This is a genomic window from Alteromonas sp. ISO5 (assembly GCF_058105165.1).
On sequence record NZ_CM176572.1, the window covers coordinates 832762 to 846375 of the forward strand.

Here is a 13614-nt window from a genome sequence, read left to right on the forward strand (position 1 = left end):
GTTTGTAATTTTAATTCGTAAGTGGGTAACGAAATCAAGTGTTTTCGTCAAAAGCGCCCGAATTTGTAGTACAAATGTAAACTTTTTGTTTCAACCCAGTCTGCGCATAATACTTGTCTTCTACCTGTTTAGTCACCCCTAAAAGTAATTTTTTTGGTAGTAAAATAACAACACAACCGCCAAATCCGCCTCCGGTCAACCTTACCCCGCCGGATTCTCCTATCACCTGTTGAATAATTTCTACAAGGTAATCAATAGCCGGTACGGTGATTTCAAAGTCATCACGCATTGAATGATGCGACTCGGCCATTAACTGACTCACTTTGGCAATGTCGCCTTTTCCCAGCGCATCAAACATGGCAGTAGTGCGTGCGTTTTCACTGATAACATGACGTGCACGCTTATACTCACTCTCACTTAGTACTTGTTTGCCGGCTTCCAGCAGCTCATTGTTAGCATCCCGTAAACTGGCCACGCCGAGTTTACGGGATGCTGCCTCGCATTGCTGACGCCGCAGATTGTACTCGCTGTCAACCAAACCCCGTTTAACGTTGGAGTTGACGATCATAATGGCGAAATCTTCGGGCAAGTCGATAAAACGCTGTGACAGGTCGCGGCAATCCAGCAGCATGGCTTTACCGCTTTTCCCCAGTGCTGATATCAACTGATCCATAATGCCGCAGGAGCAGCCAACAAATTCATTTTCAGCCTGCTGCCCCAGCAAGGCGGCCTCAAGGCCTGCTATATTCAGCTCGTAAAGCTGCGTTAATGCACTGATAATTGCAATTTCAAAAGAAGCAGATGAACTCAGGCCCGCACCTTGTGGTACATTACCGGTTACTACCAGGTTAGCCCCGCCCAGCTGCGGATATTTCGCTTTGACAACCTGACACACCCCCTTTACATAATTAAGCCAGCCAGGCTCTGGCTGATGCTCAATGTTAGCCAGGGAAAATGACGCGCATTCATTGTCGTAATCAACAGCCACCACCTTAACAATGCCGTCATCCCGCCGCGCCGCGGCAATATCGGTACCAAAATTGATCGCCACCGGAAAGACAAAGCCCTGGTTATAGTCGGTATGTTCACCAATCAGATTAACCCGGCCGGGGGCATGGCTGGTTACCTCTGGCGTGGTATTGAAATTAGCAGTGAAGAGCGAAGAAATATCTGCAAGCGTCATTGGCCGGTCTTCTTATAATGCGTTGTAGAAAGCGCCTGCAGGCGCTGGGCAGCTTGTTCAGGTGTCAGGTCGCGCTGCGCTTCCGCCATCATCTCATACCCAACCATGAATTTTCTGACCCTGGCAGAGCGAAGCAAAGGCGGAAAGAAGTGCGCGTGCAGACCCCATTCAGGGTGTTCGTCACTATCGCAAGGCTGGCTGTGCCAGCCCATCGAATAAGGAAAAGACGTGTTAAACAAGTTGTCATATTTACTGGTGATTGCGCCCACAATCATACCCAGATTGTGCGCCTGTAAGTCACTCAGGACTGCCAGAGAACTAACACTAAAGCGAGGTAACAACAGGGTTTCAAACGGCCACGCGGCCCAATAAGGAACCACGACCACCCAGTCATCGTTACTGCATACCACCCGCTCATTAAGAGCGACTTCACGCTCGGCATAATCGAGTAATAAAGCCCGCTTGTGTTGCTGATAATACGCCGCGAAGCTCGCCAGTTTCTTTGCTGCCTGCGTTGGCAAATGACGTTGGGCCCAGACTTGTCCATGAGGGTGCGGATTGGAACAGCCCATCATTGCGCCTTTATTTTCAAACACCTGGACCCACTGATAACTTTTCCCCAGCTCGGCAGTTTGAGCCATCCAGCATTTCACCACGCCTAATCTTTCCTCATCGCTAAGCAATGGCAACGTTTTGCTGTGATCCGGTGAGAAGCAAATCACCCGGCTACAGCCCTGTTCAGATTCATAGCGAAACAGCGGATCGTTGCTGGCATTTTCCGGCGTGTCCGGCTGCAGCGCGGCGAAGTCGTTGATAAACACGTAAGTCCCTTCATAAGCCGGGTTAACTTCACCGTTGATCCGGGTGTTTCCCGGGCACAAATAACAGCCCTCGTCATAGGTTGGTAAGACGGATTGGTCGGGTTCATCCTGTTGGCCCTGCCAGGGGCGCTTGGCCCGGTGTGGCGATACCAGTACCCATTCTTTCAGTAATGGGTTGTAACGTCGATGCGGATGATCTGACGGCTCAAAAGGAACAGACATGCTTATTTCCTGTTTAACAAAAGGGAAAACCTTTACCTTAATGCGCTAGACAAAAGATTGATAAACCAAGGGTTAATTGTCACAAACCCGGGCTTCAGGAACACCTGTTACGCCCACGTCAAGCTCAAACACGCTACCAGCCAATGGATAACGATTTAACGCCTCATCATCCATCCCAATTCTTGCTGAGGTAACAAACAGCATTGAATAAGCTGGACCGCCGAAAGTGACATTCGTAATTTGTGGCGCAGGCAGCACAATGCGCTCGATGAGCTTTCCTGCCGGATTAAAGCAACATATCCCGTGCCCTTGCCAGCAGGCCACCCAAAGGTTGTCCTGGTTATCTACTGTGATGCCATCCGGATAACCGTAGTGGTCAGATAAAACAATGTGTTGGCGTTTATGGGATAACTGCCCATTGGCATCAACGGTAAAGGCGTAAATGGTTCGACTGGCAGAACTCACCGAATAAAGCCGGTTACCAGCAAGATTAAGGGCCGGGCCATTGGATACGGTATAGCCACTGTCTACTTTGTGCAGCGTGCTATTATCGTTGAGACTGGCCAGCTGATAGAGACTTCCGCAGGGGGCCGCTTCACTGTCATCCATGGTACCAAAATACAGCCGGCCAGCCTGGTCGGTTTTCGCATCGTTCAAGCGATTGGTTACCGGTTCATCACGCAGTAGCAAACAGTATTCGCCACAGCTCAGATCATCGTTTAGCCAGTAAATGCCCGACTGTAATCCAACAATAAAGCGGCCCGAGCGAGTTTCCTTCACCCAGCCAATTTGCTCTGGCATGGCGATACAGGTCTCGGCCTTAGTGGCGTAATCCATACGATATAACAGCTGCTGTTTAATATCGACCCAGTAAACACAGTTACACCGGGCACTGTAATAAATGCCCTCGCCGAGGCTACATTTGTGACGACTAACATTTAAAATTTTAACCGGCATGGCATCATTTCGCTGTTAAATAGCCCTGCGGGTGAATCCAGCCCAAACCGACGCTCTTCGTCAGTTAGCCGCCCGATGATTCACCATCAAAGCCGAATATAGAAAGGCAAAGCTTACACAACCTGCAAACAGAATCGAATAGTGAATGTCGTTTAAGAATAAGATCATTGCGATATCGGCACAAAGGAAGAAGCTACCGAAAAACAATAAAGCAAACAATGACTGGCTATTTTGTTGCTGACGCAGTCGCTTGTCTCTTAACACCCAGGCCATCAGTTTCAACACCGGTAAATCTTTATGCCACTGACTTATTTGTTTCCCCTGCGTGTGAGCATAGAGTTTTGCCGCAACGGCCAGCGCGATAGGTGTCAGGATGATGGGTAGCCAGATGTCGCCATTGCTAAAGCCGTGATAGACCGCAACAGTCATCAGTATAAGACTTGAGTAAATATATATACGTTCCATACATTCTCTCCGAATAGGGGTCGAGGATTCATAAAGGAAAAGCGGCTCTGAACGAACCGCTCGAGCGTTAAAACACACTCCCGCCATCTTTCTGGATTTGATCAACGATACTATCAACACCGGACACCACGGCGCCCACGATACTGCCAGCCACTGCACCAGCGGCAGCCCCAATGATGCCTCCCATGGCAGCTCCAACAGTAGCCCCCGTGGCTGCACCCGACAGCGCACCGGAGCCTGCCGCTTCGAGTGCTTCACCACCGCTTACCGAGCCGCCTGTAACCACCATACACTCGTCTAAATCCAAACATCTCATATTGCTCGCCTTAATCTGAGAAGTATTCATAAGCTGCTCCTATCAAAGCTCCTGCTGCTACCACACCAATCACAACCGGAGCGCTAACAGTAACCCCAACGGCAACTGCAACACCTACCACTGTAGCGCCAGCTCCTGCGCCAGTTGTAGCTCCCTCTGCGGCATCGATAACGTCACCGCCACCGCTAACCAACTCGATATGTTTGCTATTTAATTCATACATAGATTGCTCCTTCACATAGTTTTAATTTTCAGTTGATAACCTGAAAACAATTTTGCCTCGGGGAGATACCGGTTTCCCGAGAGCCCCTTCCACTATAATTTTTGCAGAAGAAACCTAAATTTAAATGTAAAGGGCCACGAAATCATCGGTCCAAACGGACAGGTATGGGATAGTTTATGAAAGCTTAAAATGAGAGGGAGTGCGGCTTAGCTGGCAACAATCAGCACGGTACCGGCAAACGCTGCCACGACCAGGATCAGTTTTCTAATCAGTATTTCGTTGATACGCCGGTTGATAAAAAACGACGCGAACCAACCAGTCAGAATAGCCGGGATACACTTTAAGAAGAGCTCAAGATCGTCACGGCCCGCCGCATCGGTAAACCACAGTACGGCGATACCAAACATGTTGATATAAACAAAAAAGACACTCAGATTGGCTTTAATTTTATCTTTGTCTTCCGCCTGATACAGCAAGCCCATAGGGGCACCGCCAGCCGATGTAGTGGTGCCCATAAAACCCGATATCATGGCCGCGATTAAATTGGAGATAACGCTGACACGGGGTTTAACACCCACCATCGACAATATCACTGCAGTAATAATACACACGCCCAATAACATCTGATACTGATGAGCATCAATATAAAGCAGCACGCTACCGGCCACCAGCACACCCGCCGTGCCACCAAGAATAGAGAACCCGGTCTGTTTTAAGTCGATATCGTACTGATGTTTAACCGCCAACAGCGTCGTCAACAGTAACGCATTGAGGATCATGGGACCAGGCACCAGTTCGGGCATTATCAAAAAGATAAGCGGTGCACCCAACAGACCCAGCCCAAAGCCTATAACACTCTGCAAGCATGAACCGATGATCAGGACCAGATACACCAGGATATAGTCGGTCAAACAAACAATCCTTCAACTAAAGCTTAACTGTTATGCGCAACATTCATTATACATATTATATTACATATCATTTATGCACAGCGCCAGAGTGTAAACATTTTTTCAACATAACAGTGAGCCGGAATACTTGTTCACAGCCGTGCAAGGGTCTTCAGACCAAGCCTTAGCAACGAAAAAGGTCAGAGGATCAGGCATGCCTGCGCAATGCCGACAGACGTCAGCATGACGTTATACCCAGCCGGCATCAACAATCAGCGTTTGCGCAGTCATCATTTTACTGTCATCAGCGGCGAGGAATAATGCAGCGTTGGCAATATCGATAGGTAGCAGGGTTTCATGGATACACTGAGCCTGTTGTACTTCCTGAATAATGTCAGGGCCAGCCCAACGAGTCATCTGTCGTTCGGTCATCACCCAGCCGGGCACCAGCGTGTTTACCCGGATATGCTCGGGACCAAGTTTTGCAGCCAGGGTGCGGGTCAGGCCATCAATGGCCGCTTTAGCTGTAGTATAAACAGGCATACAGGTTTGCTTCTGGCGCCAGCTGACCGAGCCCATATTTACAATACTGCCGCCACCGCAGCGACGCATTTGCTCGATAACTGCCTGTGCGGCAAAAAAGCTCGGGCGCAGGTTTACATTAATGCGATCATTCCAGTATTCCTCGTCCACGTCTTCAAATTCGTGGCGGGTATCGTCGGCCGCATTGTTAATCAGCACGCTAATATCGCCGTGCCGTTCCCCGGCCTCTCTGATAGCCCCTTCGAGGGCTTTGAGATCGCGCAAATCACACTCTATGAAGGTGACCTGGCCTTTACCGGTTTTAGTTATTCGTTCTACCAATGTCTGACTCTTGTCAACATTGACATCAACAAAACACACTCGGGCTCCCTGTGCACAAAACCGTTCCACCATAACCTCGCCAATACCTGTACCACCGCCGGTAATAAATACGCTGCGGTTGTTCAGGCTTGGATAACAGGCTGAAGTATCAGACGACTGGGTCATAAAAAATCACCATAGATGATGGCTCGGTACACACCAACTTTCGTTGTTAAATAAAAATTCGTTACGCAGACAGGTCAGATTCAGCAATCTTCAGTTCAATATAAGCCATTGCTTCATCTATCAGATACGCCATCATGTTTTTGGCTCGCTCTGCTTCACCATTTTTAATCGCCTGATAAATCTTACGATGCTCGTCGGCAATGGTTTGCAGGCTGTCCTTAGCATTAGTCGTATACTGGAAGCTTACATTTAAAGCGGTGCTGATGAAATCCCGTAACTGGTAGAAAAAGCGATTGCCACTGGCAAGTAAAATGGCCGTATGAAATTCTAAATCGCTCTGATGGATAGATCCGTCGGTTTGTGCGGCGTTATCCATGCCATTCAAAGCCATCTCAATTTGCGCGATGGCTTCCGGTGAGCCGTGTTTGGCTGCCAGCGCTGCAGCCTGTGGCTCAATAGCCAGACGCATCTGCAAAAACTCTTTTAAAACCAGCAATGACGGACTGCTCTCAAACATCCACCCCAACACGTTGGTATCGTATAAGTTCCAGTTCTCTGGCGGCTCAACCCGAATCCCCTGGCGCGGTCGGGAGGATATTAACCCCTTTGCTGCCAGCATTTTCACTGCTTCGCGCACTGCAGTACGACTGATGCCATACTCGGTACAAAGCTGAGCTTCAGTTGGAAGGCCTGAACCCTCGCCATAGACTCCCGCAATAATCGCTTTACCCAATTCATTGGTAACGCGTTGCGACAGGTTTAAATTCTCAATTCGCGCCATGGATTATAATCTTTCTGCTTACCGCCATAACCACTAATAATATCATATTTATCGGTGGTACCTGTTGGCTTTATTGTTAATATATTTGTTCACATCATAGAGTTGTAAGCCTCCAACGTGCAAGCGTTTAAAATTGATCCAACCCTAAAAACAATCTATCAACGTCATTATGGAATTTAACGCTGTTTTAACAAAAAGCTTTTCATTACCAATATTGTAATATAATATTTTTTAATTGTTTTGAGCTTATATCATGGTATCAGGGTTATTACATGGTTGAATTAAGTACACTCGACTGGCTGGTTCTGGCTGGCTTTTTTATTTTGTTGCTTGGCGTAGTCGGGATGTCCATGCGGCAAAAAGAGGAAGATACGGCGGATTATTTTCTTGCCGGTCGTAACGCCAGCTGGCTGGTGATTGGAGCCTCAATTTTTGCCTCAAATATTGGCTCTGAACATTTGGTAGGTTTGTCTGGTTCCGGTGCCCAGTCGGGTATGGCGCTTGCTCACTGGGAATTGCAGTCGTGGATCATCCTGCTGTTGGGTTGGATATTTGTGCCCTTTTACTGGAGCAGTAAAGTGTACACCATGCCGGAGTTCCTGGAACGCCGCTACAACGCCGCTTCACGTACCTTCCTGTCGGTGATTTCACTGGTCAGTTATGTTTTGACCAAAGTCGCTGTAACGGTTTACGCCGGTGGTATTGCGTTTAAAACAATCCTCGGCATCGACAGTATCTGGGGTATCGACTTCTTCTGGATATCGGCGTTAGGCCTGGTCATCATTACCGGTATCTATACCGTACTCGGTGGTATGAAAGCCATTATGTGGACCTCCGTATTACAAACCCCGGTGTTGATCATCGGTTCTGTGGTGATCCTGGTGGTCGGTCTCGATCAGGTTGGCGGTTGGTCTGAAGTTGAGCGTATTAATGACGCCAACCTACACCTTATTCGCTCAGCCAGCGATGTAGACTTCCCATGGCCTGGCATTATTTTCGGCTCATTCATTATTGGTTTCTGGTACTGGTGTACCGACCAGTACATTGTACAGCGCGTTCTGTCAGCAAAAGGCATCAAGGAAGCCCGTCGTGGTACCATGTTTGCCGGTTACCTTAAATTACTGCCCGTGTTTATTTTCCTGTTCCCGGGCATGATTGCTGTCGCCCTTAAGGAAAAAGGCATTATCAATTACGCCAGCGCCGACCAGGCGTTCCCAACGCTGGTTGCCGAGCTATTACCTTCAGGGGTTAAGGGTATTGTTATCGGTGGTCTGGTTGCAGCGCTGATGAGTTCACTGGCGTCTCTTTTTAACTCTTCTGCCACGCTGTTTACCATCGATTTCTATAAGAAATTTAAACCTGAATCCAGCGAAAAACACCTGCTAAAAGTGGGCCGTATCGCTACCATCGTCATTGTTATTCTGGGTATTCTGTGGATCCCGGTGATGAGCCTAATTGCCGATGTATTGTATGAGTACCTACAGAGTGTGCAGTCACTTATCGCGCCGGGTATTGCAGCCGTCTTCCTGCTGGGCCTGGTAAGCCGTCGCATCACGCCTGCAGCAGGCTACGCGGGCCTGGTTTCAGGCTTTGTACTGGGTATGATCAGACTGGTAATGCTGCCGTTTAAAGACAGCCTGGCCGACACCAGCTTTGCCTGGGTTGTGGAGATGAACTGGCTTTACTACTGTATCCTGCTGTTCGTATTGGTAACGGCTATCATGATTGTGGTGAGTATGTTCACCAAAGCGGCCAGTGAAGAAAAACTTCAGGGCCTGACCTTTCGGACACTGGGAAAAGGCACCATGAAAGAAGTGGTCGACGGTCTGGATAAGTGGGATTACATTCATACCGTAGGTATATTAGGTATTACGGCCTTCATCTATATCCGCTTCTGGTAAACGACCAAGCCGGTGCCAACGTCACCGGCTTTTCTTTATATACACTAAACTATCAGAGCCAACCCAGGTAGCACCATGCTGCAAACACTCGCTTTAATATTACTGGTAGCATCTCCTGCCACAGCAACTACCTACAAGGTTTATTACCTTGGCGGGCAGTCGAACATGGAAGGCTTTAGTGAAAATGCCGATCCGCCTGCTCATTACTAAACGCCACTTAAAACGGGGGCTGTTTTCCAGGGCAATCCGGTGGTCGATTTTAAACTCAATGTTGGCCCTGGTTTATGGGATACACTATAACCAGGCTTCGGCCGGCAGTTTTATTCCGACGGAAAAACTAATCAGCATTCAGACTTTATCGGCCCGGAGCTGAGTTTCGGGCACCAGATTGCCAGACTACACCCACAACAGCACGTAGCCCTTATAAACTATGCGCTTGGGTGGCTCGGTCCTGGGCTGTGGCGTGGGTAACAACTGGTATCCCGACTCTCGTCGTAGCAATGGTGTAAACCAATACAATAATTTTTTATCTACACTCAGCAATGCGTTCGCCAGCCGGGATCTTGATGGTGATCGCGAGCCTGACCCTGATACCCGCAGGCATTATCTGGATGCAGGGAGAGTCAGATGCTTCCGATAGTGACATAACCGCCAATCGTGTTGTCCGGATAACCTGAAAACGATGATGGCGCTGTTCAGGACCGCTCTTCGTAGCCCGGATTTACCGGTAGTATTAGGTAAAATGACCGATTCGGGCATGGCTCCTGAAGACAGTTTACGAATGAACTGGGGCGGTCAGGTTCAACACGCCCAGCAAAACTTTGTGGAACAGGCTCCTTGCGCAGCTCTGGTCAGCGTTAGTGAAAGTTTTACCCATCTTGATGACGGCTGGCACGACACTTCTGCGGATTCCCTGATATTAGGACGCCAATTTGCAGAGCGAGAGACACAACTGGAGAGTCAGTGCCATTCTGATTAACAACAATAGCGCAGCGCTTTTCACCGTGCCATCCTCGCTGTAAAGCACTCGTTAAACGCAAACTGATTGATACCTGGTCAGTTAACAATGTAACCTCAGTATCAATTTCCCGTCCTGCATCACCACTTATGTCAGACAGCTTTGCTTTATTCCCCATCATTGAACGCATCTTTGCCACCGTTTTTCCGTTAATTGCCATGGTAATGGTGGGGTTTCTTTATGCCCGCAAAACCGATTCAGACATGGGGGTGGCCAACCGCATCAACATCGACATTTTTGTGCCCGCACTGATCTTCTCTGTGATGGCGTCCAAGTCGTTTGATCTGTTTAGTTATCTGGACTTAATGCTGGGTACTTTGTTGATGGTTATAGGGTCAGGCTTACTGGCTCTGCCGGTTTGCAAGTGGCTGGGGGTGTCGCCAAAAATTTTCGCTCCGCCCACCATGTTTAACAACTGCGGCAATCTGGGCTTGCCCCTCGCCTTGCTGGCATTTGGTGAAGCCGGTTTAAGTGCTGCTATCGCCATGTTCCTGGTAAGCACGTTGCTACATTTTTCACTGGGCGTCTATATTCTGCATGACAAAGCACAGTTGAAAACCCTGGCTACCAATCCTATGGTCATGGCCACTGCTGCAGGGGTGATATGGAGTTTATCCGACTGGACGTTACCGATATGGGCCAGCACACCGATAGATATGCTCGGCCAGATTTCCATACCACTGATGTTATTTGCGCTGGGAGTCCGCATGACTGATGTGGATTTTGCCAACTGGCGTTCCGGTTTGTTCTGGGGGTTATACGGGCCGTTAACCGGCTTTATGGTCGCTTACCCGTTTGCCTTGCTGGCGGGGCTGTCGAGCGAACATACGGCGTATTTTGTGCTGTTTTCGGTACTGCCACCGGCCGTACTCAATTTCATGCTTGCGGAACGCTACAAACAAGCGCCACACACGGTGGCGTCGATTGTATTACTAGGCAATATCGCCAGTCTGGTGGTCGTGCCGGTGGCACTATTCTTTGTACTCGACTAATCAGTCTTATCACTGAAGACTACCTGAAACCCTTCAGCACCCCAGTAAATCAACCGGCCTCAGGCATGACGGTTAGGATCGGTAAGTGGCGCGCCCCGCAGGGTTTCATAATCACGGCGGTGGTAAATCATCAGCTCGGTCTCGCCATTTTTGGCTTTCACAAAACGATTATGGCCCGAGCCGTAGCCGCCAACCGCTGCATTGGTGGTAAATACCGGCTCGGCTTTTTTATGCCAACTGGCAGGATCCAGTAAATCCGCGTCTTCATCGTCCCACAGCAGAGCCATGGCATAGCGGTGATCGGTTGCACTGGCCGAATAGGTGATCAGCACCCTATATTTTTAAACAACATGGTTATTACTATTTGTTTTTTTCTTTTGATAAATGCTGTCGCGTTATGGACAGTACCTGCAATACACGCGTCGGGTGCAGTAAATCGGTCACAGGCCCTAAACTGGACCGCGTTGGTAAATCGCAGATGGAAGGCGGTAAAACCATGGTAATAGTAGGTAACGATGACTGGGCAGCACTGGGTTATAATGCCGCTTATACCTTCGACGGCAAAGATTACCTGGTGTTGCACGGCTGTGAGACGGTCGATAACACGCTGCAAAAGCTGCGTATTCTGCCGATTAGTCGGGATAATGACTGGCCTGTGATTGACCCGGCTGACCTCAACAAGCGCACCACTAAACGTTTGAAAAAATAATACCGCTTCAGCTTGCCGTGCGTTGTCGATGGCTATGACACATCCACGCGCACGGGAGTTTTTCTCATAGTATTTATCCAACCCACTGTTCATCCATACGTTATTTCAGTATTCTGACTAAACAAATTTCCTTCTCTGTTCTCGGTTTCACAGGGTTTGTGTCGCGGGAGTTCCCATGCTTTCTATTCCACATGCCTGGCATGCTCATTATGTATTTCTGGTTATAGCTCTGGCCGCGCTGTTAATGGCCAGTAATCGCGTGCGCTACGATATGATAGCCATCACCGTAGTGCTGGCACTGATGCTGGGCGGTGTATTGTCGGTTCAGGAGTCACTGGCCGGCTTTGGCAACCCGGTGGTTGTACTCATCGGCGCCCTGCTGATTGTTGGTGAAATGCTCGACCGCACCGGGGTCGCCCGTTTTGTCGGTGACTGGATAGGCAGGCACAGTCACAGTTCTACCAATAAGCTGTTAATAATGCTCATGCTCGCCAGTGCTATTTTAAGTGCTGTAATGAGTTCTACGGCAGTCGTCGCGATATTTATTCCCATCGTGATGCGTATTGCCAAACAAACGGGTAACAGTGCCAGTCAACTACTGTTACCCATGTCTTATGCTGCGCTGGTCAGTGGTATGCTTACCCTGATTGCCACGCCGCCGAACCTGGTGATAAGCGGCGAGTTGGGTGCACAGGGCTATGAGCCCCTGCGATTTTTTACTTTCACGCTGCCGGGGCTGGTCGTCCTCGGAGGACTGATGCTGTATATGCTGTTTGTCGGCCGTAAATGGTTGCCCAATAATGGTAAAGCCGTGCATCAATCTGCACAGCGCTCTATTAAAGCGCTGTGGGACGACTACCGGGTTAACCGCGAACTGGTCTACCTGCGTATCGACGAGGAGTCCCCTTTGCACGGCAAAACTATTGCGCAAAGCGGATTGTACGATAGCTACGGTTTGCGCATTCTAGATCTGTCCCAGCGTGTTCGTGGCTGGCGTGAGTTAAAGGCCGGTGTATCGCCGGATATTATGCTACACACCGGGGATGTGCTGCATGTCGCCATTCCACCTGAGCAACTGGCGCAGGTAGAAAGCCAGGTCAGGCTGATGCCATTTCACCCATCGCAGTTAGAAACCCAGTACCGCAGTTGGGAGTTTGGCGCTGAAAGCGTGCTGGTTCATCCCGAATCAAAGCTTATTGGTAAGTCAGTGCGGGAGGCCAAATTCCGCGATCACTACGGCCTCGATGTGTTTGGTGTCAGGCGCAACCGCCAGTCTCTGGACGACTATCAGAATCAAAAACTGCAAGCCTCTGATTGCCTTTTGGTCACCGGCCCCTGGGCTAAAATTATGCAGTTACAACAACAAAACCACGATTTCGTAGTATTGGAAACGCCCGCCGAGGCCGCTGATGTGGTGCCTGCTTTCAAGCGGATGCCCGTGGCACTGGCTATTACCAGCTTTATGGTGCTCAGTTCGGTGTTTAACTGGATGCCGCTGGTTGCCGCTGTGCTTATTTCGGTTATTGCGGCAGTGATGGCCCGCTGCCTCACCGCGGCCGACGCTTACCGGGCCATTCACTGGCAAAGCCTGGTATTGCTGGCCGGTATGCTGCCCCTGGCTGAAGCGCTGCAACAAACCGGCGGCACGGCTATGATTGTTGGCAGTATGATAGGCGCCGCTGGCGACGCCTCTCCCCAAACCCTGCTGGTGTTGCTATTTGGCATCACAGCTTTGCTCACTAACATTTTGTCTAACACGGCATCTGCGGTACTCATGGCACCAATCGCAATTAGCATAGCCCAGCAGCTCGGTGTGTCACCCTACCCGTTGGCCATGACCGTTCTGTTTGCTGCCTCGGCTGCATTTATGACCCCCATAGCCTCGCCCATCATTACTCTGATTGTCGAGCCAGGAAAATATCGCTTCGTCGATTTCATAAAGCTCGGCACGCCCATGCTCGTTTGGGTCTTTGTGTGCTGTTATTTCCTTATCCCGTTTTTCTTTCCCTGGTAACCTTTTTGTTAACCATGAATGTTAATGACTACAACGTTATGGTCTGCGCAGTTCCGCAGGCCACGTTTTCCCTGTTCTTCGGCGCGAAACAAG

Annotated in this window: 16 protein-coding genes; 6 read left to right on the top strand and 10 right to left on the bottom strand. The window is 49.5% G+C overall.

Annotation, left to right across the window (positions count from 1 at the left end; translation table 11 throughout):
• Positions 1 to 34 precede the first annotated feature (34 nt).
• The 9 genes from galK to AC2T0J_RS03755 all read right to left on the bottom strand — a co-directional run bounded on the left by galK (position 35) and on the right by AC2T0J_RS03755 (position 6887).
• The gene (gene galK / locus AC2T0J_RS03715; RefSeq protein ID WP_489808832.1) at positions 35 to 1183 is read right to left on the bottom strand and encodes a galactokinase; all 1149 of its coding nucleotides are present in this window, start codon (positions 1181 to 1183) and stop codon (positions 35 to 37) included.
• On the bottom strand, positions 1180 to 2226 hold the full coding sequence (locus AC2T0J_RS03720) for a UDP-glucose--hexose-1-phosphate uridylyltransferase (RefSeq protein ID WP_489808833.1): 1047 nt from the start codon (positions 2224 to 2226) through the stop codon (positions 1180 to 1182). The genes galK and AC2T0J_RS03720 overlap by 4 nt, the downstream gene beginning before the upstream one ends.
• Positions 2227 to 2298: 72 nt before the next feature.
• The gene (locus AC2T0J_RS03725; protein ID WP_489808834.1) at positions 2299 to 3183 is read right to left on the bottom strand and encodes an SMP-30/gluconolactonase/LRE family protein; all 885 of its coding nucleotides are present in this window, start codon (positions 3181 to 3183) and stop codon (positions 2299 to 2301) included.
• A gap of 60 nt (positions 3184 to 3243) precedes the next feature.
• On the bottom strand, positions 3244 to 3648 hold the full coding sequence (locus AC2T0J_RS03730; RefSeq protein WP_489808835.1) for a hypothetical protein: 405 nt from the start codon (positions 3646 to 3648) through the stop codon (positions 3244 to 3246).
• 67 nt (positions 3649 to 3715) lie between these two features.
• The gene (locus tag AC2T0J_RS03735) at positions 3716 to 3994 is read right to left on the bottom strand and encodes a hypothetical protein (protein WP_489808836.1); all 279 of its coding nucleotides are present in this window, start codon (positions 3992 to 3994) and stop codon (positions 3716 to 3718) included.
• Positions 3975 to 4187, bottom strand: coding sequence for a hypothetical protein (locus AC2T0J_RS03740; protein ID WP_489808837.1), 213 nt, complete (start codon positions 4185 to 4187; stop codon positions 3975 to 3977). Before AC2T0J_RS03740 ends, AC2T0J_RS03735 begins: the two co-directional genes overlap by 20 nt.
• A 206-nt stretch (positions 4188 to 4393) precedes the next feature.
• On the bottom strand, positions 4394 to 5098 hold the full coding sequence (locus AC2T0J_RS03745; protein WP_489808838.1) for a sulfite exporter TauE/SafE family protein: 705 nt from the start codon (positions 5096 to 5098) through the stop codon (positions 4394 to 4396).
• A 228-nt stretch (positions 5099 to 5326) separates the two neighbouring features.
• Positions 5327 to 6106, bottom strand: a complete 780-nt coding sequence (locus AC2T0J_RS03750; RefSeq protein WP_489808839.1) for an SDR family NAD(P)-dependent oxidoreductase — start codon at positions 6104 to 6106, stop codon at positions 5327 to 5329.
• A gap of 61 nt (positions 6107 to 6167) precedes the next feature.
• Entirely contained in the window at positions 6168 to 6887 is a 720-nt protein-coding gene (locus tag AC2T0J_RS03755; RefSeq protein ID WP_489808840.1) for a FadR/GntR family transcriptional regulator, read from the bottom strand.
• 272 nt (positions 6888 to 7159) lie between these two features.
• On the opposite strand from AC2T0J_RS03755, the gene AC2T0J_RS03760 reads away from it, so the two are divergent.
• The 4 genes from AC2T0J_RS03760 (at position 7160) to AC2T0J_RS03775 (ending at position 10798) form a co-directional block, all read left to right on the top strand.
• Positions 7160 to 8788, top strand: coding sequence for a sodium:solute symporter (locus tag AC2T0J_RS03760; RefSeq protein WP_489808841.1), 1629 nt, complete (start codon positions 7160 to 7162; stop codon positions 8786 to 8788).
• A 75-nt stretch (positions 8789 to 8863) separates the two neighbouring features.
• Positions 8864 to 8998: a hypothetical protein gene (locus tag AC2T0J_RS03765; protein ID WP_489808842.1), complete on the top strand. Its 135-nt coding sequence runs from the start codon at positions 8864 to 8866 to the stop codon at positions 8996 to 8998.
• 472 nt (positions 8999 to 9470) lie between these two features.
• Positions 9471 to 9767: a hypothetical protein gene (locus AC2T0J_RS03770; RefSeq protein ID WP_489808843.1), complete on the top strand. Its 297-nt coding sequence runs from the start codon at positions 9471 to 9473 to the stop codon at positions 9765 to 9767.
• A 128-nt stretch (positions 9768 to 9895) separates the two neighbouring features.
• Positions 9896 to 10798, top strand: a complete 903-nt coding sequence (locus tag AC2T0J_RS03775; RefSeq protein ID WP_489808844.1) for an AEC family transporter — start codon at positions 9896 to 9898, stop codon at positions 10796 to 10798.
• Positions 10799 to 10857: 59 nt separating this feature from the next.
• Here AC2T0J_RS03775 and AC2T0J_RS03780 read toward each other — a convergent pair whose 3' ends face one another.
• Positions 10858 to 11130, bottom strand: a complete 273-nt coding sequence (locus tag AC2T0J_RS03780; RefSeq protein ID WP_489808845.1) for a family 43 glycosylhydrolase — start codon at positions 11128 to 11130, stop codon at positions 10858 to 10860.
• 65 nt (positions 11131 to 11195) lie between these two features.
• Here AC2T0J_RS03780 and AC2T0J_RS03785 point away from each other — a divergent pair, with 65 nt between their 5' ends.
• Both AC2T0J_RS03785 and AC2T0J_RS03790 read left to right on the top strand, forming a co-directional pair.
• The gene (locus tag AC2T0J_RS03785) at positions 11196 to 11507 is read left to right on the top strand and encodes a hypothetical protein (protein WP_489808846.1); all 312 of its coding nucleotides are present in this window, start codon (positions 11196 to 11198) and stop codon (positions 11505 to 11507) included.
• A 175-nt stretch (positions 11508 to 11682) separates the two neighbouring features.
• Complete coding sequence (locus AC2T0J_RS03790) at positions 11683 to 13521, top strand: SLC13 family permease (RefSeq protein ID WP_489808847.1); 1839 nt, start codon at positions 11683 to 11685, stop codon at positions 13519 to 13521.
• The last annotated feature ends 93 nt before the right edge of the window (positions 13522 to 13614 follow it).